The 25,190-nt window shown below is 30.1% G+C and carries 24 protein-coding genes and 1 pseudogene; 2 read left to right on the forward strand and 23 right to left on the reverse strand.

Annotation, left to right across the window (positions count from 1 at the left end):
- Positions 1-74: 74 nt before the first annotated feature.
- From LL038_RS09955 to LL038_RS10045, 19 genes and pseudogenes are all read right to left on the reverse strand, one after another.
- Positions 75-1,493 carry an IS1182 family transposase gene (locus LL038_RS09955; protein ID WP_253200382.1) on the reverse strand — a complete coding sequence of 473 codons (1,419 nt, stop codon included), beginning with the start codon at positions 1,491-1,493 and terminating at the stop codon, positions 75-77.
- A 173-nt stretch (positions 1,494-1,666) separates the two neighbouring features.
- Positions 1,667-2,332, reverse strand: a complete 666-nt coding sequence (locus LL038_RS09960) for a type 1 glutamine amidotransferase domain-containing protein (RefSeq protein ID WP_216126761.1) — start codon at positions 2,330-2,332, stop codon at positions 1,667-1,669.
- Between the two features lie 31 nt (positions 2,333-2,363).
- The gene (gene nfsB, locus LL038_RS09965; protein ID WP_216126764.1) at positions 2,364-3,017 is read right to left on the reverse strand and encodes an oxygen-insensitive NAD(P)H nitroreductase; all 654 of its coding nucleotides are present in this window, start codon (positions 3,015-3,017) and stop codon (positions 2,364-2,366) included.
- A 31-nt stretch (positions 3,018-3,048) separates the two neighbouring features.
- On the reverse strand, positions 3,049-4,212 hold the full coding sequence (locus LL038_RS09970; RefSeq protein WP_216126766.1) for an iron-containing alcohol dehydrogenase: 1,164 nt from the start codon (positions 4,210-4,212) through the stop codon (positions 3,049-3,051).
- A 48-nt stretch (positions 4,213-4,260) separates the two neighbouring features.
- Positions 4,261-5,010, reverse strand: a complete 750-nt coding sequence (locus LL038_RS09975) for an MBL fold metallo-hydrolase (RefSeq protein WP_216126768.1) — start codon at positions 5,008-5,010, stop codon at positions 4,261-4,263.
- A 93-nt stretch (positions 5,011-5,103) separates the two neighbouring features.
- Positions 5,104-5,649: a glutathione peroxidase gene (locus LL038_RS09980; protein ID WP_216126769.1), complete on the reverse strand. Its 546-nt coding sequence runs from the start codon at positions 5,647-5,649 to the stop codon at positions 5,104-5,106.
- Between the two features lie 218 nt (positions 5,650-5,867).
- On the reverse strand, positions 5,868-6,746 hold the full coding sequence (locus LL038_RS09985) for a tetratricopeptide repeat protein (RefSeq protein ID WP_216126770.1): 879 nt from the start codon (positions 6,744-6,746) through the stop codon (positions 5,868-5,870).
- Between the two features lie 55 nt (positions 6,747-6,801).
- Complete coding sequence (locus tag LL038_RS09990; protein WP_216126771.1) at positions 6,802-7,938, reverse strand: GTPase; 1,137 nt, start codon at positions 7,936-7,938, stop codon at positions 6,802-6,804.
- 4 nt (positions 7,939-7,942) lie between these two features.
- Positions 7,943-9,067: a YcjF family protein gene (locus tag LL038_RS09995; RefSeq protein WP_216126773.1), complete on the reverse strand. Its 1,125-nt coding sequence runs from the start codon at positions 9,065-9,067 to the stop codon at positions 7,943-7,945.
- Between the two features lie 350 nt (positions 9,068-9,417).
- On the reverse strand, positions 9,418-9,993 hold the full coding sequence (locus tag LL038_RS10000; RefSeq protein ID WP_216126775.1) for a GGDEF domain-containing protein: 576 nt from the start codon (positions 9,991-9,993) through the stop codon (positions 9,418-9,420).
- 194 nt (positions 9,994-10,187) lie between these two features.
- Positions 10,188-11,171 carry a helix-turn-helix transcriptional regulator gene (locus LL038_RS10005; RefSeq protein WP_216126778.1) on the reverse strand — a complete coding sequence of 328 codons (984 nt, stop codon included), beginning with the start codon at positions 11,169-11,171 and terminating at the stop codon, positions 10,188-10,190.
- 44 nt (positions 11,172-11,215) lie between these two features.
- Positions 11,216-11,383 carry a hypothetical protein gene (locus LL038_RS10010; protein ID WP_216126779.1) on the reverse strand — a complete coding sequence of 56 codons (168 nt, stop codon included), beginning with the start codon at positions 11,381-11,383 and terminating at the stop codon, positions 11,216-11,218.
- Positions 11,384-11,599: 216 nt separating this feature from the next.
- A pseudogene (locus tag LL038_RS10015) lies at positions 11,600-11,698 on the reverse strand (virulence protein); the annotation flags it as partial.
- A gap of 111 nt (positions 11,699-11,809) precedes the next feature.
- Positions 11,810-12,775: an AAA family ATPase gene (locus LL038_RS10020; protein WP_216126856.1), complete on the reverse strand. Its 966-nt coding sequence runs from the start codon at positions 12,773-12,775 to the stop codon at positions 11,810-11,812.
- A 440-nt stretch (positions 12,776-13,215) separates the two neighbouring features.
- On the reverse strand, positions 13,216-13,449 hold the full coding sequence (locus LL038_RS10025) for a DUF2922 domain-containing protein (RefSeq protein WP_216126780.1): 234 nt from the start codon (positions 13,447-13,449) through the stop codon (positions 13,216-13,218).
- A 63-nt stretch (positions 13,450-13,512) separates the two neighbouring features.
- Positions 13,513-13,740, reverse strand: coding sequence for a DUF1659 domain-containing protein (locus LL038_RS10030; RefSeq protein WP_152751743.1), 228 nt, complete (start codon positions 13,738-13,740; stop codon positions 13,513-13,515).
- 81 nt (positions 13,741-13,821) lie between these two features.
- Complete coding sequence (locus LL038_RS10035; RefSeq protein ID WP_216126781.1) at positions 13,822-14,355, reverse strand: sigma-70 family RNA polymerase sigma factor; 534 nt, start codon at positions 14,353-14,355, stop codon at positions 13,822-13,824.
- A gap of 56 nt (positions 14,356-14,411) precedes the next feature.
- Positions 14,412-15,503, reverse strand: coding sequence for a DnaD domain-containing protein (locus tag LL038_RS10040; RefSeq protein WP_216126782.1), 1,092 nt, complete (start codon positions 15,501-15,503; stop codon positions 14,412-14,414).
- A 47-nt stretch (positions 15,504-15,550) separates the two neighbouring features.
- On the reverse strand, positions 15,551-15,802 hold the full coding sequence (locus LL038_RS10045; RefSeq protein ID WP_216126783.1) for a hypothetical protein: 252 nt from the start codon (positions 15,800-15,802) through the stop codon (positions 15,551-15,553).
- A 200-nt stretch (positions 15,803-16,002) separates the two neighbouring features.
- On the opposite strand from LL038_RS10045, the gene LL038_RS10050 reads away from it, so the two are divergent.
- Positions 16,003-16,659: a hypothetical protein gene (locus LL038_RS10050; protein WP_216126784.1), complete on the forward strand. Its 657-nt coding sequence runs from the start codon at positions 16,003-16,005 to the stop codon at positions 16,657-16,659.
- Positions 16,660-16,711: 52 nt separating this feature from the next.
- On the opposite strand, the gene LL038_RS10055 is transcribed toward LL038_RS10050, so the two are convergent.
- From LL038_RS10055 to iadA, 4 genes are all read right to left on the reverse strand, one after another.
- Positions 16,712-18,100 carry a hypothetical protein gene (locus tag LL038_RS10055; RefSeq protein WP_216126787.1) on the reverse strand — a complete coding sequence of 463 codons (1,389 nt, stop codon included), beginning with the start codon at positions 18,098-18,100 and terminating at the stop codon, positions 16,712-16,714.
- A gap of 289 nt (positions 18,101-18,389) precedes the next feature.
- Positions 18,390-19,757 (reverse strand): tetratricopeptide repeat protein, encoded by a 1,368-nt coding sequence (locus LL038_RS25560; protein WP_216126789.1) that lies wholly within the window; start codon positions 19,755-19,757, stop codon positions 18,390-18,392.
- A gap of 233 nt (positions 19,758-19,990) precedes the next feature.
- Positions 19,991-22,615, reverse strand: coding sequence for a cyanophycin synthetase (gene cphA, locus LL038_RS10070; protein ID WP_216126792.1), 2,625 nt, complete (start codon positions 22,613-22,615; stop codon positions 19,991-19,993).
- Between the two features lie 83 nt (positions 22,616-22,698).
- Positions 22,699-23,874 carry a beta-aspartyl-peptidase gene (gene iadA / locus LL038_RS10075; RefSeq protein WP_216126794.1) on the reverse strand — a complete coding sequence of 392 codons (1,176 nt, stop codon included), beginning with the start codon at positions 23,872-23,874 and terminating at the stop codon, positions 22,699-22,701.
- 584 nt (positions 23,875-24,458) lie between these two features.
- Here iadA and LL038_RS10080 point away from each other — a divergent pair.
- Positions 24,459-25,055, forward strand: coding sequence for a YdcF family protein (locus LL038_RS10080; protein WP_216126803.1), 597 nt, complete (start codon positions 24,459-24,461; stop codon positions 25,053-25,055).
- Positions 25,056-25,190: the final 135 nt, after the last annotated feature.

Here is a 25,190-nt window from a genome sequence, read left to right on the forward strand (position 1 = left end):
GCTTTACAGCGAGTTCTTTCAGGTTGTTTACAAACCCAGTATAATTTTTTATTGTACTGGGTTTTTATATGCAATTATGCGATAGCATTTTGATTTATAGATAAATTAGTAACATGCAACAGGTTTTTAGTTATAAAATAAAAAAACATGGAAGATAGTAGGCTAGCTATCTTTTTCATATTTTGCACTGCTGCTGTAAGCAGACACTGCTCTTGCACATTTTCTAATCCGCGCATATGGCAATAGCGAAGCCCATGCAGTTGTTTAGAATCTGCGAAGCTTCGCTCTATAGTTTCTTTCCTTCTTCTATATATATTTCTACCCTTATCCGTTTTGGTAAACTTTACAACATCTTCTTTATACATTTCCCAAACATGTCTTCTAACAGTTTTAACCTTACTTTTATCAGAAAAACATTGAGTTCTATTTGGGCATTCTTTGCAATCTTTTGCATTCCCAACATACTCTTTATATCCATCTCTAGTTGTCGTTTTATAATGCAAAGCCCTTAAGTCAGGGCAAACATATATGTCCTTCTCTTTAACATATTGAAATTTATTTTTAGTGTACATTCCTTTTGTATGTGGAGACCTTCTATATCCCATTACAGATTTTAATTCTCTCTCAAATAGTTCTTTACATATAAGATTTGTAGCATAACCAGCATCGGCACCAACATATTTTGTATTAAAATTAAATTTTTTTATTTGCACATCCAATCTATCGATATAAGGATCAACATCATTTATATTTCCAGGAGTAACATAAACATCAGTAATTATATTGTGTTTACTGTCCACAGTTCTGTGATCTAAATAGGAGAAGCCTTCCGGCTTGCCATCTCTCATCATATATCCGCTGTCGGGGTCAGTTGTGCTAACTTTAATTTCTTTTATTATGGTAACAGGTTCTTTCACTTTCAAAGGTCTTTTACCGTGATTTATTCTATCTTCCTCTACAGCTTTATTAAGATCAGCTACATATTCTTTAGGTGTTTTTTCAACTTCAATTTTCACAAGCTTTCGCTTATTAGCATTTGCTTTTAGGTGTGTAGAATCTGTGTAAAGTATTTTACCAGTTACCATCTTAAGATTTATAGCCTTAAATACGACTTCGTCAAATATTTTTTGGAACACGTCAGTTCCTTTAAATCGTCTACGTCTATTTTGGCTAATTGTTGAATGATCTGGAATAACATCAGTAAGGCTTAGTCCTAAAAACCATCTATAAGCTACATTTACTTCAATTTCCTTTACAAGTTGTCGCTCAGATTTTATTCCAAATAGGTATCCAATAAACAGCATTTTGAAGAGTAAAATAGGATCTACGCCAGGTCTTCCATTATCTAAACAATAATATTTTTGAGTCAATTCTCTTATGAAAGAGAAATCCATGTATTTATCTATATTTCTGAGAATATGGTCTTTAGGAACTAAATCCTCTAAATATACCATTTCTAATTTTTGTTGTGTGAAGTTCTTTTCATTAATCATAACTAAACCCTCCGAATTATAAAGTTTGTATACTATATATATTCGACATTGATGTTGTAAAATCCTTTTTGAATATGAAAAAAAACACTCCAATTTTAAATTAGAGTGTTTTACATTTTATGTTTGTCAACAGTCTGAAAGAACTCGCTTTACAGCGAGTTCTTTAATTATATTTATTTGTTATTAATTAAATTTTCTAAAATTACCTCAGCTATTTTATGGCTTGATTGAGGATTTTGACCAGTTATAAAATTTTTGTCTACAACTACTTTCGCAGTAAAATCTGCACCTTTATCGATAATTGCTCCTTGCTCTCTTAATCTACTTTCTACGGCGAAAGGAACCTTATCTTCTAAACCCGCAAGCACTTCTTCAGAATCAGTAAAAGCAGTTAAATTTTTACCATCTACAAAATATTTTCCATCTTTGTTTTTAATATTAACAAAAGCTGCAACACCATGACATACCCCAGCTACAATATTTCCATTATTATAGGTATCTAAAATTAATTCTTCTATATTTTTGTTGTTTACGAAGTCCATTAAGGGACCATGACCACCTGCAAATAATATAGCATCATAAGAATTTTTCATGGCAGTTTCTAAAGATTGTGTATTCTCTAGTAATTTGTAGGCCACTTCATATTCACTCGGAATTCCATTTGGAATAGAAACTTTATCTAATATTACTTTCCCACCTAAAATTGAAGCTATGTCTACTTCTAATCCAGCCTTTTTGAATACATTGTATGGTTCTGCAAGTTCCTCTAACCATAATCCAGTTGGATGACCATTCATATTACTTTCACTTGTAGATATTAATAATATTTTTTTATTCATATTTCTTCTCCTTTTTACTATATTTTATCTATTAGATGATAGTAATGATTTCATCCTCTTTTAATCTAGATTTAGGTAATTCAGAGTTAAAATCATTACCACTGCGATAACCTAATCCAACTATAGCAACTGCTGTATATCCTTTTTTACGTAACCCTAACTCTTCATCTAAAACTTCCTTATCAAAACCTTCCATTGGTACAGCATCAATGCCAAGAGCCGCAACACCTAATAAAAGACTACCCATGTTTAAATACACTTGTTTATCCATCCAATCTTGTAAATCTTTTTCATCATCACGATGTATATTTACAAATTTTGAACGACCCATGTGTTGGTTATCTTTAAATTCTTTCTCAGTAAACCGACCATCAGCATCCTCTTTTTCTAATACATGAAGCAAATATTCTTCATCCATATCAGTTCTTGAACAAAATACAACAACATGAGATGCCCCTAACACTTTAGCTTCATTAAAATTAAAAAAGCCTTGAGTACTTTTACTAATTTGCTTTTTACCCTCATCTGTATTTGCAATTACAAAGTGCCATGGTTGAGCATTAACACTAGATGCACTAAGTCTTAAAAGAGCCTTGATTTTGATTAAATCTTCATCAGAAATTTTCTTTGTAGAATCAAACTCCTTTGCAGAATAACGTGTGTTTAAAATTTCAATTAAGTTCATATTCTTTTTCTCCTCTTATAAATAATATTTTTTAAAAAGCAGCTTTATATATATTTAGTACGTCCTGTGCATCTAAAGGTTTGAAGCTTCCAAGTTTTCCGCGTACAGTAGCTTGTTTTGCCATTTCTTCTAGTTTTTCTTCCTTAATTCCAACTTCTCTTAATGTGGAAGGTATTCCTAATGATACAAAGTGCTCTCTTGTTTTTTTAATAGCATTATGAGCTATTTCATATTTGTCACAACTAGCATCAAGTCCCCAAACATTAACTCCATATTCAACAAACTTGTTTACTGTATTATCATTTAGTGCATACTCCATCCAATGTGGTGTTAAAATTGCAAGACCAACTCCATGAGTAATATCATAGAATGCACTTAACTCATGCTCCATTCCATGAACACTCCACTCTGTTTCTTTTCCATAACTTAATAGGCCATTTATAGCAAGACTTGATGTCCACATTAAATTAGATCTTGCTTCATAGTTTGTAGGGTCAGACATTGCTATTTCTCCATATTTTATACAAGTTTTAAGAAGTGCTTCTGCCATTCTATTTTGCATAAAAGCTTCATTTGTATTACTAAAATACACTTCAAAAATATGGCTCATTATATCAGCTGTACCCGCCGCTGTTTGATTTGCAGGCACTGAAAATGTATTAGTAGGGTCTAGTATTGAAAACTTAGGAGCCATATCTTTATTACCAGTGCCTAATTTTTCACTAGTTTCTAGATTTGTAATTACTGCTCCTGCATCCATTTCAGAACCAGTCGCCGCTAATGTTAGTATAGTTGCAATTGGGAGAACTTTATTTATTTTTCTTGGATCAAGTACAATATCCCATGCATCCCCATCATAGTAATAGCCAGCTGCTATTACCTTTGAACAATCAATTACACTTCCTCCACCTACAGCAAGTATAAGTTCTACTTTATTTTCTCTGCATATTTCAATCCCTTTTCTTACGCTTGATATTCTTGGGTTAGGCTCTACACCTGATAACTCGAAGAAGTTTATTTCATTTTCCTTAAATATATCTGTGATTTTACCATATAATCCACTTTTCTTTATGCTACCGCCACCGTAAACAAGCAAAACTTTGGAACCATACTTCTTTACGTTCTCTGCAAGTTTATCTATTTTATCTTTTCCAAAAAACACTTCTGTTGGTATTGAATAATCAAAATTTAACATTTTATAATCCCCTTTATTTTAATATTAGATTTATTTATACATAACTTATTATAATTTCATAACCAATTTTTTCTCTAAAGAATTGAAACCTTCAGGAGTATGGGTTGATAAATAAACTGTATCGTTTTGCTTAATAAATTCTCTAACCTTTGATAAACTTTTAGCGGCTAAGTCTTTATCCTCAAATACAACTGAGAGTTCATTCCTTCTTAAGGCCTCATCTGTGTATGTTATATCCCCATGAATAATGTAATATAATGCATTATCTTCTACAACAACTATAGAATTTCCATTAGTATGACCAGGTGCAGGTAACATCCTAACCCCATCAGCTATTATCTGACTGCTCTCAAAGTTTTTATATTTACCATCCTCAAATTTAACTTTGATTATATTCTTTGAATCCAATTTCATATCATTTGCTTCAGTTTCAGATACATAAATTTTAGAATCATCAAATAATCTCAGCTCTCCAGAATGATCAGGATGTTTATGAGTAATTACAACTTTATCAATATCAGAAGGTTTATATCCAACATTTTTTAGAGCTGTTACAAAATCAGCGATTTTATCTCCCATGTATAACATTTGATTTGGAGTTCGTTCAAAAGGTGCTGTTTCAACTGGAAGTCCTGTGTCAACTAAAATAAGTTCTTTTCCTGTGTCTATTAAATAATTTTGTAAACTAGCTGGGTATACTTTATTTTGGTCCACATCTTCTTTCTTCATAGAGCCACCTAGTGCAAACGCCTCCCTCATCTCGCCATTTTTATAAAATTTCAAAGCTATAATTTTCATTTTACTCTCTCCTTTTAATATCTAATAATTAGTAACGATTTATGTAACTATTTCAGCATTAACACCTACTGTTAATAAATATGTTAATCCAGATTATAATAATTCTTCTATTTTAGGAATCATATCTAATGGGTCAACTGTAGGCTCAAACCTACCTACTACATTTCCTTCTCTATCAATTAAAAATTTTGTAAAATTCCATTTAATAGAGTTGCCCATTAAATATTCAGGAAATTTTTCCTTTAGCATGCTATTTAAGAATTTTCCGTTTAGTTCATTTAAATTAAATCCTTGAAAAGGAGCTGCTTCACTTAAATACTTGAAGATTGGCTGTGCTGAAAATCCTCTTACATCAGTTTTCTCAAATAATTGGAATGTTACTCCATAATTAACTTTGCAGAACTCTGTAACATCTTTATTACTTCCTGGTTCTTGCTCTAAAAATTGATTGCAAGGGAATCCTATTATTTCAAGGCCCTGGCTATTATATTTTTTATATATTTTCTCCAAATCTCCATATTGAGGTGTAAAACCACATTTACTAGCAGTGTTTACTACTACTAATACCTTTCCTTTATAATCACTCATATTAACTTCTTGCCCATTAATTTTTTTAGCTGAAAAATCATAAAAATTCATAAATTAATCCTCCCCATACTATATATCAATTGCGCAAAATTTAATTTTATACAATCGAACTGCTTATTTATAATATACATCCTTTTATTCTTAATGTCAATAGTTTTAATTTAAATATCCCCCAGCATTATTTTAAAAAAACTGTTTTCAATTTCTTATATAGCCTAGGGCCCCGTTACATAAATTAGCAATATAGTTTGTAATTCTTTTTAGATTTGCTAATTTACTAAAACCGTTTCTCCCATATTATTTTCATAAACCTTTCCTGTATCAACTTCAACGTAAAATATAATTATGTGTGCCATCGGAGCTTTTGCAGCTGTCAAAATGCTATAATATTGTTTACCATTAATTATTTTAATTGGTTTAGATTCATCTTCTATCACTACTGTATATGTAGTACTATTTTCTTCTATACCTGTTTTTTGCCTAACAAGATTTACGGCCTCATTTTTAGTTATCTTACCATTTCCATCTTGTTGAACTTTTGCTGTTGATTGATCTTTAGCTACTGCTAGAGCTTTTATTGCTACCTGTGCATTGTCCTTTTGTTTTTGTATAGTTTTCCCCATATTCTCTTTTAATTTCTTAGCATCAGCATTATTACTATCTAACTTTAATATACCTTCTAAGCATTTAGTAGCTTCATCATACTTAGTATCTTTAATCGCGTCGGTTGCCAGCTTAATGTTTTGTGCAATGTATTGTTTTTTACATTCTTCTATACCTTTCTGAGCATTATCGTATAGTTTATTATCTTCCTTGGTAACTTTCTTAAATTGTTCTATGCCATCTAGATATTTCTTATCATTCATCAGCTTAGTACCTTGATCCAAAATCGATTTAACTTCCTTTAGATTGGTTGCTAATTTAACATTATTTTTAACATTAGAATCATCTTTATACTGTAATGATTGATTAAATAATGCAATGGCTTGCTCATATTCGCCTTGATCCATATCTTTATTAGCCGTAGTTATTAAGTTATTATATGTCTGAGTTTTACTATATTTATTGATTCCAAATCCTCCACATACAACAACTATTACAACTATCACAGAAATAATCGATGTATTTTTCACTATACTTTTATCCATAATTATTCTTGTCCCCTTTTAACTATAGTGCTTTTATTTTTTATCATAAATTAATTTATTCGAGTAATTTTAATTGATTCAAATTACCTTCAAGTCCAATTTTAAATTGTTCAACTAATTTAGGAATTTCATTTACAACTTCTAAATGTCTTTCATATAATGATTTTCTTAAGAGTTTTTTTATGGTGTGTTTTGCTGTAAAAGGCACAAATAAATTAGATATAGGTAAAAGACTGCATACAGCAATTACTGCCCAATATCCAAATTTAAATGAAGAATCATATTTAAATTTAATATACTCTTTTTTAAAATTAGCATTTTTTAGTTCCTCATTAGATAAATATAGTGTTTCTGCGAACAAATTATTATTTACATTTATTAAAGCTATATAATACTCAATTGCTTCAGTATTTATTTCCTGTGTTCTTTTATCTATAGAGAAAAATCTACTTTTCAACCCAAAATTTATTCTACCAATAACTCTTTCTACTACAGAAGAATTATTTAGGAATTTAACCTCATTATTTATTACACTCTCACTATCACATATCCAATTATATAATTCTTTTCTAATATATTTTTCAAAATTCAAAGGTAATTTATGTTTTATATCATCCCACAAATTATGTTTTAACTTTGACAAAACTTCAGTTCTTCCAAATGGTTCCTTAACCGTTCCACCTAAAAGTTTTTTTCTTTCACTAGCAACTTTAATTATATCAAGATCATCTATATTTAGTTTTTCTTTCAATAAGTCTATCATAGCTTTGCTTTTATCATTTGCTCCAATCACATCACTATGAGTTAAAATTATTGAAACCTTATTTCCCTTATTTATTAATGGCTTTAATATATTGTTTATTTCAAAGTTTTCTATTCGTGCTGATTGAGTTGAAAAACAATAATATATTGTATGAAACCAATCTTTAATTTCCATTGATTCATTATGTTCATTCAAATAATTACCTATTTCCGCTTCCCATGAATCTGCCTTATTAGCTTCTAATCCCCATGAATCATAAATATTCACAGTAATATTTTCTAATTCAAAGGTTTCTTTAAATATACCTTTATTGGTGACAGGTTTACCTGTACCAGTAGCTCTTCTATTTTCACCATAAATATAGTTAATAAAAGAACTCTTTCCAACCCCTGTTTTTCCAAGAATTAATACATTCGTTTCTAATCCCATCCTCTTATACCCCTCTATTGTTAGCTTTCGAAAAATGCTTTAACTGTTCTTCTATATTACTAAATGTAAAAAACTCCAGTATGTCAATATTTTCGCCTTTTAATACACTCTCTGAATACTTATAACATATTTCAGAAATAGCATATCCAATTGTATAAGTAAGACTACTTGCAACAACAGTATTAATAGCGCCACCGACCACATCACCAAATCCAGGCAATAATTTAAATATATTCCCAGCAAGCATTTTTGCAACACTTTTTCCCAATTGTGATATAATTGTTGCACTTAATAAGGTTTTTATGGCTTGCTTGTTCTTATTTACTCCCCAAATATTAAATATATGTAACGCCATAGTTGTCTGTAAAGGCATTAATAAAGCACTATCTGATAAAGGAACAGGAGAAATAGCAATTCCTGCTGCCGATACAGCATATCTAGGTATAACAACTTTTCGAATGTGTTTCTTTTTTTCTTCTAATCCTATTATCGTTGAATTCAGGAATCCTTCTCTTAATGATTCATCAAGATTTTCAACTGACCACTTCATTAGCTTCTCCCAATCTAAGTATTCTTTAGGCACTTCGTTGTAAATGCTCAAATTAAAGGATTCTATATTATTTATTCCTTGTTGTAATGTGTTGCTAATATCATTTAATTCTTCTTCATCTACAGAATCAATCTGGGTAAATAATACTGCAACTTTAACATTTTTCTTTTGTATTTCCCTTATTACTTCAAAATCTAACTCTGTTATCCTTTTATTGCCTGCTGATATACAATACCAGGCCATATGTATTTGCTCCGATAAATTGTGAGATTTAATTCTTTGATCATCTATGAACCCAATAATATTCTTATGAAAATCAGACTGTGCTATACTCCCAATTTCATAACCCTCGCTATCGTATAAATTTATGTCTAAATTCTCATCTTGGTACTTCGTAATACCTCTAGTAACTGCTTGACCAGAACCAACCTCTGCTACATTCCTACCAAAAACCTTATTAATTACAGAACTTTTACCGACGCCGGTAGCCCCGCACAATAAAATATTGGGTCTTTTTATGCTACTTTTAATTTTAGAATATTCTTCTTCAAAATTAAAATCATCTGCCTTGAAATCCATTTATTTACTCACTCCTTATTATTTATTAACACTAATGTCATAATCACCGTATCTATTAATCACTGTATTATACTTTTCCAATAGTATTATCTATATCACCAATACTTTGCTTGTAATTTTTTTAATTTTATTTTATTACTTCGAAGTCCACTTTCTTATATTTATTCATAAAATTAAAATTCATAGTTTTTTCTAAATTTCTCCATAACTTTTGTTAAAACAATAGCCTTCTTTTGTATCGTCCTTTTATACAATTTCTTTAATTTTTAAACTTTATTTTATAATTATACAAATTTATAACAATTTATATTTTTTTCCATGCATCCTTTAGTTATATACATGCCTTATTATTACCTATTCTCCCTCTTATTAACATACATCCCCTCATCCGCCCTCCTTATTAATTCACTAGCTGATATTTTGCTGTTAAAGTTATATTGAGACAACCCACAGCTTAGACCCATCTTATAATTTATATTATTCATTTCCTTCAGTTCATAAATATTCATACATACTCTAGAACATATAGTCTTAGCCACCTGTAATGTTGTATTGGGAAAAATAATTATGAATTCGTCACCACCTATTCTAAAAACAGTATCAGTTTTTCTAATATTTGCTCTCAAAATACCACCAACTTCCGCTAAAATTTCATCCCCTGCGCTGTGCCCCACAACATCATTTACTTTTTTAAAATCATCAATATCAGCAAAACATATTATAAAGTTTTCTTCTTGCTTTGCTGCTTCCGAAATAGTTTTTTCTAAAATCTCCAAACCCGCTCTTCTATTTAATACTCCAGTGACAGCATCCATGCACGCATCATATTGCAATTTAATTTTCATACTTTTAAATTCTTCTATAAGCTTTTCTTTTTCCTCTATTATTTCTATAAGTCTTTCTTTCCCAAGTTCTTTGTAGTTCATAGTCTTTAGCCCCCATATTGGATATGTAATTAAGTAATTCTATCTAATAACATAATTGTACAATTAGCCAACTATCAAAAATTGCCCTTCCCTCCTATTTATTAAAAATAAATTTTTATTCTCTCAATTCTCATGAAAAATGTGCAAAAAGAACCACATCAACTGATGTGGCTCTTCATTATTTTTACCCTTCCCTATATACTATAAACCTTATTCATTTTCCTTATACTATCTATAATTTCTTCTCTGAACTCCACTGGTTCTATAACTTCTGCATCTGCACCAAAGCCCATAATCCATAGCTTTATACCATATGTACCATTACATACAAACTCATAAACAAAATAATCTTCATTCTCATCAATTAGACTTCCCTCAACTAAACTCTTTTCAGTTACTACCTTATAGCAGCGTTTATCAAATTTAACCTTTACTCTTGTTTCATCTCCACCATACATATGCCAGGTCTTTTTAAGATAGTCATACACATTAAACTTACTATCTCTCTTTCCATCTTCCTCTAAAATATTAACATTTGATATTCTATCTATTCTAAAGTGTATCAAACAATCTTTGCTTTCTTCATATCCAATAATATAGTATTTACCAAGTTCACAAGCGAAACTATAAGGTATTATTATGTGATTTTTATGATTTCCTACTGCAGAAATATAACTGAAACTTACCTTTTTCTCTTCAGCTATAGCTGATCTTAAATTTTTAACATTGAATTCAATATATTGATGATCAATATTAGGATTTTTCTCAAAATAAAGCATGTCCTTCAATTTACGAGCTTCATTTTTAGGAAGTAGTCTTAATAAACTATTTTTTATTATTGCCATTTTTGTTTCCATAAATGTTTGAGATTGAATTAAAGATACTAATATTAAATTTACATCATCAGCAGTAACTGGTTGAACATATTTATTTGCCTCAAGTATTCCATCCCCGTTTACATCGTCTTCATCATTTATTTTATATATTTTTTCAGACTTATCATATGTAATATCCGTTTCCCATTCCTCATTTAATTCCTTCACATAATTAGGAATGTTATCCGGTAAAATTTCAAATATGTCTGCAATTTCTTGTGGTGTTGTTGCTATTTCACATTTTATAAGCCTAAATGTTTCTAATAACTTTCTGCTTTTACTATAATCTCTATAAGGTAACATAATATCAATTTCCCTTCAATATAATCTAATAGAATTTTTTTTTTTTAATTTGTGTCTATGTAACTTCCCCTAAAAAGCTCCTTAAGATCAAGTATATTTTTACTTTCCTTGTTAAATTCCTTTATAAAAATTGGTGTACTTATTGATTTCATAAGTTTGCTTTCAAAACTGGCACCAAGTATACTTTTCTTTATTACATCAAAAATGCCCATAATATCCTCCATCTTTTCATTAATTTCTTAATTATAACATATTATGTTTATTTCCTCCATTGGAGAATATTATTGCTAGTTTACTCTATTTATAACATGATTTTTTACATAATATATCCTAAGTTCTATAACTGATATTGGATTATATTTTAATGACGAAAAAACTACTAAAATATATAAGTTATATATTTTAGTAGTCAATATTCCAACACACTCTTAATTTTCATTCTCATTTAAAAGCCTATCAAAATAACTTTCAAATAATCTATCTTGCACAATTCTATATTTTTCAAATTCACTCTCAGCAAAAGTTTTTTAAATATTAAATAATAGTAGAACGACCTTTTTCATAAAGCGTTGCAATGATATCTTGAGTCAACCATACACTTTCATCAACAACTATAGTTTCTATTTTTTTCAGTCCCTCTAACTTTGCACTCCATCTAATTTCATTGTAGTCTTTAAAATGTTTTCTATAGTATGACCATATGTCTCATCTATTTTATCATTATCAAGCAAAGATACTCCATTTATGTCCTTAATTAATATTCTTAGCTGATCTGCTTTAATATCTCCCACTATATGAGGAGAATGAGTTGCAATTATTAACTGATTATTAACTCCTATGTTTTCATAAACCTTTATTATTTTTTGCTGCCACTCTGGATGTAGTGATATTTCGGGCTCGTCTATTAATATAATTGAATTATTAGCTTCCAAAAATTTTAAAGATAATCCTCTTAGAAACAATTGTTTTTCTCCGGAGGACAGTCCATTAATATCAAACTCTTTGCCTAAACTATTTTTAAAAACTGGCTTTGTGTCTTCATCCTCTGACAATCCTATAAGTCTAACATCTAAATCCATAATAGAAAATATAATATTTATCTCATCGCATACTTTATCAATTACTTCACCAATAATTTTATTTCTATTTCTAAATATTTCTTTATTTATCTTTGTAGCTATAAATGAAGGCACATTTTCCGTTATGCTTTGATCTACTATATTTAAAAACCTAGGTAAAAATTTAAATGTATTATCTACTTTTTTAAGCTTATCAAAATTAATTTCTGCTGGCATGTATATCACCTTAAATTGAGATTGCTGCGGATTAGCATCTCCATACATAAAAAATGTTTGTAAGAATGAACCCTCATCATTATTAATTTGTAGTTCTAATCTTCCATTAATATTTTCAATTGCATCACCATATTTATTTCTTTCAAAGTCCCTTTCATCTGCATTCATAAACTCCATAACACTTTTTAATAAGGTAGTCTTTCCTGTTCCATTTTCACCTATTATAACTATCGTATCTAATGGTATTCCATTGCCATCACAAAAATCAACTTCTAAATCATTTAGTATTTTATGATTATTAAATTTAATTTTTTCAACTTCATTTTGTTCACCTCGTTAAAAATTATTTAAAACTATATTCTTTGTTTCCATATTTGTTTGTTACTCGATTAGCGAGATAGCTTTATGTTCTTAATATTATTATACCCCAAATACCTACGCCATAAAAGTTAATACACAAAAACTCCTCAAGGTGTGATAATTTTCTAACCACTCAGCCCTACTCTCCCATTCTTTTATGAAGAATTACTAGTGCCACCCACATGGCAAGTGGCATGTTGGGTATACCTAAAGTGGAAGCTACTGAAATTTATAGAGATATAATTTTGGTAGTTTTTTTATGTTAAAAATCTTTGTAATGGATTCTGCTTGTTATTTTCGCGAAATGAATTGCAAAAAAAATCCGGTAATCATAATGTTTTTATGATTTACCGGGTTTTTAGTGGATTTTGGAATTACATTATAGTTATTTAAGCTACTGTAATTGTATTTGTATCAGTAGTAACTATTTTAGCATCTTTCTTGCCAGTTAAATCACCACTAGTTGATAGAAAAATGTTTTTAGCGATAACTAAATCCATAAGAGCATTTACCTCGGCTTCTGTTATAGTAGGTCCCTTATCATTAGCTTTAATGTCATCTACACTTAACGTAAAATACTTACCCTCAATAGTAGTTAAAAATCTCATAACTAATTTATTCATATAATTTTTCCTCCTTTAAATTGTTGAATTTTGGTTTTTAGATTTTAAGCTTCTTATTTAAACTTACTTTTCTGTAACCAAACTATACTGATCTTGTCTATCGATCCCAACCAATGGATAAGTTTTGATCTTAGAGATAGCTTGTCCTACTGCAAAAATGTCAGCATCCACTGCATCAACTTTTACGTTACCTAGGCTTTTTGTTGCAAATTCATCCTTGCCATTGATGTCTATACCTGTTTTCATTGTAAGTTTTAAAACACTTGATACCTTTGTTGATATAACTGCCATGTTTAATCACTCCTTTTATTTTGTTTTCACTTAATATATATGATGTTTGTCTTATTTGTGCGGAGTTGTAAAAATATATATCTACATAATTGCCTTTAATTTTTCTAGGGCTTTTTTCTTAATCCTTGAATATTGATAATAACTTTTATCAGTAGTAGCTGCTATCTCTGTAAGCGAGTGTCCCATAATATAAAATCTCTCTAATATATAACGTTCAAAAGGTTCAAGGGTATTAAGGGCAACATATAACTTTTCAACCTCATCGTAGGCTATTACTTCATCCTCTAAGGTAAATTCATAATGCTCCTGGGCATCAAAATCTATCATATCAATGCTAGGGACTTCGCGAAAATGTTTTATTTCTCCTTTTAAAAGTGCTTTAAGGTTCATTTTTATAGCATTAATGCAATACCCGTTAAAGCTTTTGCTGCCTAGTTTATATAATGCTATAGCTTTTATTACTGACAAATACCCATGTTGAATTAGATCTTCAGTGGTATAGCCTGGAATATGATATTTTAATGATTCTTTGAATATAAGGTATTTAAACTTTCCAATTATAAGTTCTGTAGCTTTACTGTCACCGTTTTTAGCCTTTTCAACTAGTTTTTCCATAATTAAAGCACCACCTTCTAATTTTTTATTTAACGTTTATTAAATAGAATAATTTATTAAGCTATCCCAAGTAATTGTTTTTCTAAAAGATCAAAATCATATGTTCTCTGTTCGTAGTCACAAAAGCTACCACTTTTCACAGAGTGCGATCCACTGTTAATGCTGCTGCTACTGCTGTTATTACTATTCCATTTTTTCTGATAGGTAACAACCTCCTCAGCAGTTTTTATTCCTTCGCTTATCCAGCTATTGATAACACTCGAGATATATTTGATGTTTTTTGCATTATAATTAACTGCCTCTGTTATAGCCATAATTATGACTTCATCACTTACGTATTTTGTAAAATCCAACATTTTTTCATACACTAGTGGTGTGATAACATGTATATTTTCTTCAAATATTTTAATTATAGTGTTCATACCAACCGCCGTATCGGCAGGTTTTTCTGAGTTAGTTATTAACGATTCTTTAGTTGTCGCCTCTACTTCCTCTACTTCTTCTTTATTTATTATTCTTTGCTCTTTATTTATTACTCCTTCTTCTTTACTTCTTATTCTATTACTTGGCACATGCTTGGTAGCCCCTACCAAGGGGATACTAAGGGGCTTAATAATTGTATTTTCATTTGATTCATCAGATGTATCCATAACAATTGTGTTGTTACTTTGATCCTCTGAATGATCTTGCTTTATAGAGCTTAGATCATTTATATCAGTTGGCATAATGGTTACAAGAAGCCCTTTGAAAATAGTATCTACATCTAAGCCGGCAGCCTCATATTTTTCATATAATAGTTTAAGAAATACTTTATTTTTGATTTTTTGAATCTCCTTTTGCACACACACCAAAAAATTTTTATTATTTGGAATATTGTATTTAATCCAATTTAATACCATAATTTCATTTGTCTCTTCGCAGTACAAAATCTTTTTATAATCACAAAACTTTTTAAGCAGCTCAGCCACAAGCACTTTGTCACATCCTGTTTCTAGTGAAATCAATCGAGGAGAAATTTGATATAGTCCGCTCTGGGTAGATTTTGTGTTCGTTAAAAGATATAGATAAAAAAGTTTTTCCTGTGAATCTAATTCAAGTACAAAACTATCACTCCAAAATTCTGTATAAATCTGTCTATATTTAGCCATTATTATTCCCCCTATGATTCTTAAAGTTGAATTTTATCTATTTTTGTTTACTGCACTTTCGATTTTTTGTTAACTACAGTTAATGGTTTAGGCAAAAAAATATATTCTCTATAATCTAACTGATTATCTGTACACCACTTAATAATCCCATTAAAAAACTTAATCCCCGGAGTATTATTCTTAGCAAGAACTCTATACACATGTGCTACATCCACTCCTATAGCCCTAGAAAGCTTTGTATAACTACTATTAAATCGTTCATCCATTAAATTTTTTAATGCAAATTTATTTAATCCCATATAAATCTTCCCCTCCTAATTTAATTGTATTTTTTATATTTCATTCCATTGTTTGCATTTAATTACATTATCTGTAATTAATATATCATGGACAGCATATATTTACAATACTATTTTTGGAATAATTATATTTATTCTCCATTTTATATTGACTATAAACAATGAAAAATGATATAATATTTAACGAAGGAGGTGATTAAATGACTGATTACAGCAATTTTGATCTAGTTACATTTGCTATATTATTAGAAAAAGCTAAAGGTGATCGTTCAATTAATCAATATGCAAATACAATAAATGTAAGTGCAGCTCATATCTCAAGATTACTTCGAAAGTTAGTAAAATCACCTCCGTCGCCGGATACAATTAGTAAATTCGCTAGTGGTTCATGCAACGGAGTTACATATAATGATTTAATGCTAGCTGCTGGACACATAAATGATAAAACAGAAGGGATCTCTACAAAGCAAAAACAGACCCAAACTGTTGAAAAAGAAAAGAATTTTTTTAAGGTTATTCTATCCGATTTATACACCCGTGATTTTGAATGGAGTTTAAATAAAACCATTAATGAAGCTGCTAATTTAATGCTTGAAATTACTAACTGGGAGTATTCCAAATGGTATATTCTAATTAAACCTTATGTTACCTCCCAAACAATTTATAATATTTATGGTCAAATAGCTTGTATTGATCTTACACCAGATACGAAAATATCTGTAGCTGTTGGGAGTGAAAATGAATTTGACCTTTTCTTTAGTAATCCACCTAAATCTTTAAAAGCAAATCTTTATGTTATGCTAATAGATTTAAACAATGGAAACATATCTAAGGAGAAAAAGCTATGCCAGTATTAACTAGTCATAGTTTTTTATCTATCCACATTTCGCAATTCTCCATTTTATCCTCTTAAAATCCTGAAACTAAACTATGCCACTCATCTATAATGACTATATCCTCTATGTCATTCACAGATATTTCTCTGTTAGTTTTATTTCTGCATATTATCTTATGGAGTTCAGCATCATAATTTCCTTGTCTATCTTTAGTTATTTTAGATAAATACACATTATCAAAAGATACAACTAGCCTTTTTCCCATTGTGTTTTCATCAAATTTGCATACATGCTGTGCATCGTTCATTTGAGGTTCTTTTATTTTTCCAATTAAGTTATTATGTGATGTGACAATTTGCTCCTTTAACCCCTCAATGAACCCCTCGTAATCGTTTTGTGTATATTCCACGTAAGAGCTTGCCTTATCAATCTTCGTTATTACTACTATACTTTCTTTTGGCTCTGATGTTATAACATTTTTTAGTTCTTCTACTAGTCTATCATCAACTATTCCACCACCTGTAGCTACTGGAATAAGTAATACCTTACAATTCCCTTCAAGATTAGTTGGCATTCTTTTTTCTTCTATTTTTTTATGGCTCTGTAGTTCTCGAAGCACAACACCTTTTTTAAACTTCTCAGGTAAACTTTTCTTAACTTTTTCATTACATCTAAGTACCAATATTGCCTGCTCAAAAAGTAATCTAAATGATACTATTTCACGAAACTCTTCCCGACTTTCTTTATATCTATCAAATGTCTTGGTGGGTATTATCGTTTTCTCTAAAATGTTCTTATGATCCATAGAAATTTCATGACGACCTCCATAAAAATTTTCTATCATTAATTTTGAATATATTATATCCTCGAGAAGTAGAGTAAGATCCTTATTCGTTATGTCATCGTTTACATATTTCTTAATGTTATTTTCCTTTTTAAAATTTAATTGCAGGTCTTTGGCTATTTTCTGAAATTTTTGAAGTAACTCATTTGTTCTAAATAGATTGTACACGCCTTGAAACAACTTAATATTAAACCTACTTACCTCATTATTACTATTTTTCACTCCTGCCATATTTGCATCGTCTGTAATACTTTTTTTAACATCAAATTTGAATTCTGTATCTATATTTAAAGCTACTAACATTAAATCACTAATAATATCACTTTTAGTCCTCGCTTTTAAAAATAACCTATTCTTTGTATCCTCAAGTATAACTATCTCTGTCTGAATAATAGCACTATTTCCTGAACTCGAAATAGTTTTACCTAATATTTTTTTCCCCGCTTCATCTACAAATTGCTGGCAGAAAGTAGTTTTCCCAGCTCCTGTAGTTCCTATTAAATCTATAATTATAGGCCTAGAATCTTTAAATACTTGCTTATAAAATGTTAAAATATCATTTTCCTCGTTAACTCTACATAAATCGTCAATGGTTCCTTTCACTTCCTCATTTCTCATAATAGTCCCCCTATATTGCATGATTAAATTATATATAAAAGCCCACTCATCTTCAAAATATTTGATAATTTGTAATTATATTCTATGTAGTTCTTATATTACCTTATCATGAAGTAAATTTCAACAATTATTCTTATTTTTTTAGAAATTATATTATATACAACTTTTAACAAACTTAGCCTTAACGACAAAAAAGCTACTGAAATATATAAAAATATATACTTCAATAGTTCCTATACCTTGCTATCACTAAACCTTGGTTACTTTATCTATACTCTTATAAAAGTCATTACTTTCCACAACATTTCTTATATTTCTTACCACTTCCACAAGGACAGAGATCATTTCTACCAATTTTAGATTCCTCTCGTACTGTAGGTTCCTGTGGCTGATAATAATTTAGGCCATCTTCGTTTGCTTCACTATGATCTTCATCAAAAAATCTGTCTGCTATATGTTTATATTTACCCGACTGTTGTTTATACTCCACTTGGAGCTTTTTTCTTTCAATGTTATTAGTTAATTTACTAAAAAACTCTGCCTTTAAATCATAAAAATCCGGATAATCCTTTTCTAGCTTCTTAATAGCAGTTTTGTCGTTATCATAATTATCTAATATGATATACTCCTGAAAATGAGTCATTGCTTCCTTTTCTTCTTCATCGTTCATCCCTAATTCATTATTTGGAAGTACATTGAAAGCAATAAGATCCACGATCTCTTGTTTTATTTTTTTATCTTCTTTCATTTTACGGAAATCATCAATATATCTCATATAGTTTTCAATTTCCTTTTTAATCCGTAATACCTCTTTATCCTCTGGTAAAATATTTGTTGCCTTCTCTATTATCCTTTTAGCATCTTCCATTCTTTCCATTTGCATTAAATAAGATGCTAGGTCAGATAATGTAGCGGTTATATCATCTTTTATTTCATCATTATTTATTGCAAGCTCTGCCAACTTATCTATAGGTTTATGTATTGAAGAAAACATTTCAAAGTTCATATCAATAGTTATTAGCTCTAGATATATTATTGTGTTATCCTTTATATCAGTGACTACCTCTAAGGCCTTTTCTAAAACATCTCTAGCATTCAAATATTCATTACTTTCTACATAAGCTTCACTTAAGCCAAGCCACAAGGAAATATTGTCACTATCAAGTTCTATTGCCTTATTGTAGGCTAAAATAGCCTTTTTATGCCAACCTCTGTTTAAATAAGCATTAGCTAAATATCCTGCAAATGCTGAGTTTTCCGGTTCCTCCAAAGTTAATTCTTCATATACTGTCAAAGCTTTACCACTGTTACTATTTTTTAAATAGACTTCTGCTAGCAATACTTTTACTATTAGAGATTTCGGATCTCCTTTCTGCATCCCTTGAAGGATTTTAATTGCTTTGTTTAATTCTTCTTCTTCCATATAGGTTCTTGCTAAGCTATAATTTTCTTTCACATCAGAATCTAAATTATTTATTGAATCATACTGTCCTCTAGTTTTTTCATTACTTAAAATTTCGTAAGCTTTTCTAATATTCATAAATTCCACTTCAAATCTATCCGGTGGATATTTTCTTACACTCTTAAAGTAAGCCCTTTTTATATCTTCTTTTGAAGCCAGCGCGGTTATTTCTAATATTTCATAATAATCTTTCATTTATATCACCTTTTCTCTCTATTCTTTAGTATATTTAAAATATCTTTCAAATTTATCCACATTTTCTATTTTAGCATTTCATACTCATCTAAAATATCTTACCAAGTATACCATAATTATATAACAAACATAATACAATAACTTCTTTTGTTTCACCAGAGTACAATATTAAAAAGTTTAAATAAAAAATAAGCCTGTATTCCTTTGCTTTTAAGGGATACAGGCTTATGCTTTTACTTTTCCAACAACCTATTAGTTTGACACTCTTTTTTGTAAATTTCACTTTTTATTATTTCTATTATAGGTTCATATTTATCGAAGAATATAATAACTATATCTCCAGGACTTGCAATACCTAAGGCTGTTTTAAAAGCTTCCTTTTCGTCTAATACTTTTTTAATATTGATGATGTTAAAATTAGACTTTAGAACTCCTTTTTCTAAAAGGTCTGCTACTTTACCTTTATCCCTGCCTCTTCTATCTTCATCTTCCTTTACAAAAATATAATCAAAATTTTCTCCTGCACATCTACCCACATCCATTATATGACTGTCCGATCTATCTCCTGGTACTCCGATAATTCCTATAAGTTTGTTGTGTCTTATATTCTTAAGTCCATCAAGCACGCATTTATAGCCATCAATGTTGTGCCCGTAATCTAATATTACCTTTACATTATCTATTAAATACATATTAAATCGACCTGGATTTTGATCGAAATTACAATAGAATGTCTTTAATCCCTGTTTAATAATATCATACCCTATCCCAATGCCTACTGCAGCAGCACATGCGGCCATAGCATTCTGAATATTGTATTTTAGAATGCCTTTGAATGTTATGCCTATACTTTCTATGTCGATTAGCTTCTCATAATTAGTGCTATTTTGTATTATTAAGTAACCCTCATCTACATAAATTCCATAGCCACCATTTTTAATGTTCGTTCTCATAATCTTATTATCTTTATTATTAGAAAAGATTATAAGATTACTCTTAAACCTTGGTAATATACTTATACTCATTTTGTCATCCCCATTAATAACAACATACCCATCTTTTTTAACTGCTTCACCAACCAAAGCTTTAACTTTTGCCAAATCCTCAATTGTTTCTACTTCATATAATCCAAGGTGATCTTCAGTTATATTTGTAATAACAGCAACATCTGCAAGGTCATATGCTAGCCCTTCTCTTATCATTCCTCCCCTTGCAGTTTCAAGGACTGCTGCATCTATATTTTTATTCATAAGTACAGTCAAAGCACTTTTAGGTCCTGTGGTATCTCCCTTACGTATACATTTTCCATCAATATATATTCCACTAGTTGTCGTCATTCCAACAGTATATCCTGCATTTGATAATATATGTGAAATTAGTCTTGTGGTAGTTGTTTTCCCATTTGTACCTGTTACCGATATTAATGGAATTTTTCTTGGTATATCCTTAAACAATTTATCAATTATATGACCTGCTACATTGCGTGATTTACCAAAATACGGATTATGGTGCATTCTAATGCCAGGTGCAGCATTTATTTCAATAATTACTCCACCCTCATTTAGAGATTTGCCAATATCTTCGCACCTCACATCTATTCCGCAAATATCAAGCCCTATAGCACTTGCAACCCTTTTACATATTTCTATATTCTCGTCACTAATTAAATCTGTGCAATCTATTGCAAACCCACCCGTTGATAAATTTGCATTATCTTTTAAATATAATTTTTCTTTTTCAGGAAGAACTGAATTTAGTGTATATCCTTTTTGTTTAAGGTATTCTATAAGTCCTTCATCTATTTTAATTTTAGTTAATTCTTTTTCGTGACCTTCACCACGCCTTAAATCCTTATTAATATTTTCTATAAGGCTATCAATAGCATTTATACCATCACCTATAATATATGGTGGTATTCGCTCTGAAACAGCCACTATATCTCCATAAACGCAACAAACTCTATAATCCCTTCCATTTATATACTTTTCTATTATTATGTCGACGTATTTTTTCGCTAAAAGTTCATATGATTCTACTAACTGTTTCTCATTTTTTATATTAGAAATAACCCCTTTACCTTGGTTTCCAAACTGTGGCTTAAGTACTACAGGGTACCCAATCTCATTTGCACATGAGATGGTTTGCATCATATTTACTACCTTCATGCCATATGGTACAGGTAAGCAGTTCATACTTAACACCTGTTTCGTTAACAATTTATCTTGTGCAATATTAACAGCTATAACACTTGTATCACTTCCCATAGTTGCTTGTATAATCTTAGAATACTTCCCATAACCTAGTTGGAACATGCTTTCTTCCCCTATCTTTAATATAGGAATTCCCCTTTTTTTTGCTTCCGTGCAAATGCAAGAAGTACTTATTCCTAATTGCTCGCCCATTAATATTTCCTTTAACCTATTTAATCTTACACCTAAATCGAATACTTCATTATTTATTAATGAATTAACAAAATCCACAGCTATATTGGCAGCCTCTATACCAGTATTTTTATACTCATATTGATAAATAACATAATAATTATCTCCAGATATCTCCCTGGCTTTTCCATAACTTACATCCAGACCAATCATATTATGAAGTGCTAGTATTATATGCTCAGTTATATGTGCCAAATATGTTCCCTCTGTAAGTCTCTTTATAAACCCTCTATCTTCATCTATAGCGCATCTATGCTTATTAAGTTCTGGTAACATACAGACCAACTTATCATTAAAGTTATAAATCTCTTTGCTAGGAATTTCACTGTATCCTTCTAAGTCTAAGTTAAGCCTTATACACTTCTTATGAGAATATATATTCCTTCCCTTAAAAACCATAAAACTAAGCATTTTCATATAATTTTCCTCCCTGATGGAATATTAACCATCCATTCTATATAATATTTATATTTTAACGCTATTATTTATACTGCTTTAATCTATTTTTCAAATGTTCCTTTAACTAATACCTGTCCCTTAGACACCACTTCTACCCCTTTAGCAAATACAGTTTCTATATTTAAGTCATTTTTATTAACTAATACAAGGTCAGCATCCCTACCTTCCTGCACAAATCCTTTATTATATAGTTTTAAATTAGTTGCTACATTTGAAGTAATCACTTTTAGTGCAACTTCAAGGTCTACACCGTCCTTTAGAACTGCATCTCTAACCTCTATATACAAAGACTTAGTAGATCCAATTCCGAGTCCTATAAGTTCTCTCTTTTTATTAAAAATAGGCATACTCCCTTGTCCATCAGAAGTAAACTGAATTTGTTCTACTGGTATTCCTCTTTCTAATGCCATCTTAAGACCTCTGCTTGCCTTAACTTCATCTTCCTCAAGATGGTCTGGATCAGAGCTAGTAGTCATATCAATAATTCCACCCAGTTTGGCAAATTCTATTCCTGCATCAAACAAATTAATATTTCTATTAATATGAGTTGGTATAACCTGTTTAATTGGTATTTCAGTTTCCTTGACCATTTTTACTAAATATTGTAACCTTCGTTCTCCATACCCAAGATGTACATTCACAATTCCGGCTTTACCTGAGAGCAGCCCACCTACTCTAGCCTCTGCTACTACCTTTATAAAATCCTCATAAGTCGGTTGTGATGACCTGTGGTCTGAAATAGCTATCTCCCCTACTCCAATAATCTTATCTATAAGCATAATGTCAGATCTACAACTATTTGTAATTGTATTTACAGGTATTTGATAGGATCCTGAGTAAATATAGGTGCTAATGCCTTCCTCGTCTAATGCTCTTGCCTTAGCAAGAAGTCCTTTCATATCTCTACATACCCCATCAGTGCCTAAGCAACCCACCACGGTTGTAATTCCACCAGCTATAATATCAGAAAGTTGAATTTCAGGAGTTCTAGTCTTAAAACCGCCTTCACCTCCACCTCCTGTAATATGCACATGGGCATCTATAAAACCTGGAAATACTAGTTTACCTTCTGCATCAATTACTCTTACCTTCGCAAAATCTTGTGGAACGGACACACTCTTAGCAATAGCTTCAATTTTACCTCCAGCAATAACTACATCCATTTTCCCTATGTATTCAGGTGCATAAACCTCACCGTTTTTAATTATTATAATCATAAACTCTCTCCTCCAGTTTTATGTATAAAATCGGATGTTATAAATGTAATAAAAAGTAACAATTATAACATTTCTACCATGCTAATTATTATTATTATTTCCCTTTTTTATTTTTTTATGAATTTTTTCGTGCCTATGTATTATGATGTAGATGATGAAGCGGATATGAGTGACACATTTCGTCAAGATAGAAGAGGTACTGTTTATGATTCATCTGCTATAGTTTCAAGTTGTTGGTTGCTAATATAAAAAGTAAAAATATGTTTTGGCATATAAAAGATAAAGGATAATTTGTTACCCCTGGGGGAAGGTGGAGTATTGGTAAGCCTTAAGTATTAGTTGTATCGCTTTTTTCTTAAATTCTTCATCACTCTTAAATAGATGATACTTGAACAATAGTAAAATATTGTTCATCAACAAGAGTATTTTACTCCTGCTTTATTTCCATTTATATCCTTAGTGTGGGTTTAGTCGGATTATGTTGGCGAGTCCCATATAAATTTAATGGTAAAAGAAGTTAAAAATAGATTATTGTGTTGTTAACTAAGAGTAATAATGAACACATGTGAGAGGAATTATGTTAAATGATACTATTATATATTTTATGCCTAATATTATTGTATTTTATGATTTTATATATTGTAATATGTTATAACTTTAAGAAAGCGGTCTATAATAATGGACAAAAAAGTGATGTGATTATCGTACTTGGCTACCATGCAAAAAAAAATGGAAATGTATCACCAATCTTAAAAGAGAGAATAAATAAAGCCTCACGGTTATATCACGATGGAATTGCCAAGACTATAATATGTTATGGTGCAGCCGTTGGTAATGACCATATTGAGGCTGATGTTATGGCAAAAGCCTTAATAGAATTAGGGATTCCTGATTACAGTATAATTCGTGAAAAACTTTCAAAAAATACATATGGAAATTTGGTAAATTCAAGAGAAATTATGCAAAGCAGAGAATTCAACACCGCTGTTATTGTTTCCTCACCTTGGCATTTGAGAAAAGCAAGTACGTATGCGTTTAAGCTTGATATTGATCATACCGTGGAGAAATCTAAATTTCCATATGAATATATAATAATAGGGGTTGCAATGATTTATCTTTATTATTACACAAAGATGTTCATAAACATTTTACGTTATTATAAAGTTAAGCAGGTAAGTTAAGACGCATGTTTCTTATACTGCGTCATAACTTAATACACAATTTTCCATAAATCATTACCTTTATATATTAAATAAAACATTGATTTATATAGATTATTAAGCGATTAAAATTTCGAATATATCATTTTTGTGGTA

Source organism: Clostridium estertheticum (genome assembly GCF_026650985.1).
Classification (GTDB): Bacteria; Bacillota; Clostridia; order Clostridiales; family Clostridiaceae; genus Clostridium_AD; species Clostridium_AD estertheticum_C.

What these genes read in the sequence shown, in the direction of transcription:
- LL038_RS09955 (WP_253200382.1), bottom strand. Translation starts at nt 1,493, where the DNA reads ATGATTAATGAAAAGAACTTCACACAACAAAAATTAGAAATGGTATAT.
- LL038_RS09960 (WP_216126761.1), bottom strand. Translation starts at nt 2,332, where the DNA reads ATGAATAAAAAAATATTATTAATATCTACAAGTGAAAGTAATATGAAT.
- nfsB (WP_216126764.1), bottom strand. Translation starts at nt 3,017, where the DNA reads ATGAACTTAATTGAAATTTTAAACACACGTTATTCTGCAAAGGAGTTT.
- LL038_RS09970 (WP_216126766.1), bottom strand. Translation starts at nt 4,212, where the DNA reads ATGTTAAATTTTGATTATTCAATACCAACAGAAGTGTTTTTTGGAAAA.
- LL038_RS09975 (WP_216126768.1), bottom strand. Translation starts at nt 5,010, where the DNA reads ATGAAAATTATAGCTTTGAAATTTTATAAAAATGGCGAGATGAGGGAG.
- LL038_RS09980 (WP_216126769.1), bottom strand. Translation starts at nt 5,649, where the DNA reads ATGAATTTTTATGATTTTTCAGCTAAAAAAATTAATGGGCAAGAAGTT.
- LL038_RS09985 (WP_216126770.1), bottom strand. Translation starts at nt 6,746, where the DNA reads ATGGATAAAAGTATAGTGAAAAATACATCGATTATTTCTGTGATAGTT.
- LL038_RS09990 (WP_216126771.1), bottom strand. Translation starts at nt 7,938, where the DNA reads ATGGGATTAGAAACGAATGTATTAATTCTTGGAAAAACAGGGGTTGGA.
- LL038_RS09995 (WP_216126773.1), bottom strand. Translation starts at nt 9,067, where the DNA reads ATGGATTTCAAGGCAGATGATTTTAATTTTGAAGAAGAATATTCTAAA.
- LL038_RS10000 (WP_216126775.1), bottom strand. Translation starts at nt 9,993, where the DNA reads ATGAACTACAAAGAACTTGGGAAAGAAAGACTTATAGAAATAATAGAG.
- LL038_RS10005 (WP_216126778.1), bottom strand. Translation starts at nt 11,171, where the DNA reads ATGTTACCTTATAGAGATTATAGTAAAAGCAGAAAGTTATTAGAAACA.
- LL038_RS10010 (WP_216126779.1), bottom strand. Translation starts at nt 11,383, where the DNA reads ATGGGCATTTTTGATGTAATAAAGAAAAGTATACTTGGTGCCAGTTTT.
- LL038_RS10025 (WP_216126780.1), bottom strand. Translation starts at nt 13,449, where the DNA reads ATGAATAAATTAGTTATGAGATTTTTAACTACTATTGAGGGTAAGTAT.
- LL038_RS10030 (WP_152751743.1), bottom strand. Translation starts at nt 13,740, where the DNA reads ATGGCAGTTATATCAACAAAGGTATCAAGTGTTTTAAAACTTACAATG.
- LL038_RS10035 (WP_216126781.1), bottom strand. Translation starts at nt 14,355, where the DNA reads ATGGAAAAACTAGTTGAAAAGGCTAAAAACGGTGACAGTAAAGCTACA.
- LL038_RS10040 (WP_216126782.1), bottom strand. Translation starts at nt 15,503, where the DNA reads ATGGCTAAATATAGACAGATTTATACAGAATTTTGGAGTGATAGTTTT.
- LL038_RS10045 (WP_216126783.1), bottom strand. Translation starts at nt 15,802, where the DNA reads ATGGGATTAAATAAATTTGCATTAAAAAATTTAATGGATGAACGATTT.
- LL038_RS10050 (WP_216126784.1), top strand. Translation starts at nt 16,003, where the DNA reads ATGACTGATTACAGCAATTTTGATCTAGTTACATTTGCTATATTATTA.
- LL038_RS10055 (WP_216126787.1), bottom strand. Translation starts at nt 18,100, where the DNA reads ATGAGAAATGAGGAAGTGAAAGGAACCATTGACGATTTATGTAGAGTT.
- LL038_RS25560 (WP_216126789.1), bottom strand. Translation starts at nt 19,757, where the DNA reads ATGAAAGATTATTATGAAATATTAGAAATAACCGCGCTGGCTTCAAAA.
- cphA (WP_216126792.1), bottom strand. Translation starts at nt 22,615, where the DNA reads ATGAAAATGCTTAGTTTTATGGTTTTTAAGGGAAGGAATATATATTCT.
- iadA (WP_216126794.1), bottom strand. Translation starts at nt 23,874, where the DNA reads ATGATTATAATAATTAAAAACGGTGAGGTTTATGCACCTGAATACATA.
- LL038_RS10080 (WP_216126803.1), top strand. Translation starts at nt 24,459, where the DNA reads ATGATACTATTATATATTTTATGCCTAATATTATTGTATTTTATGATT.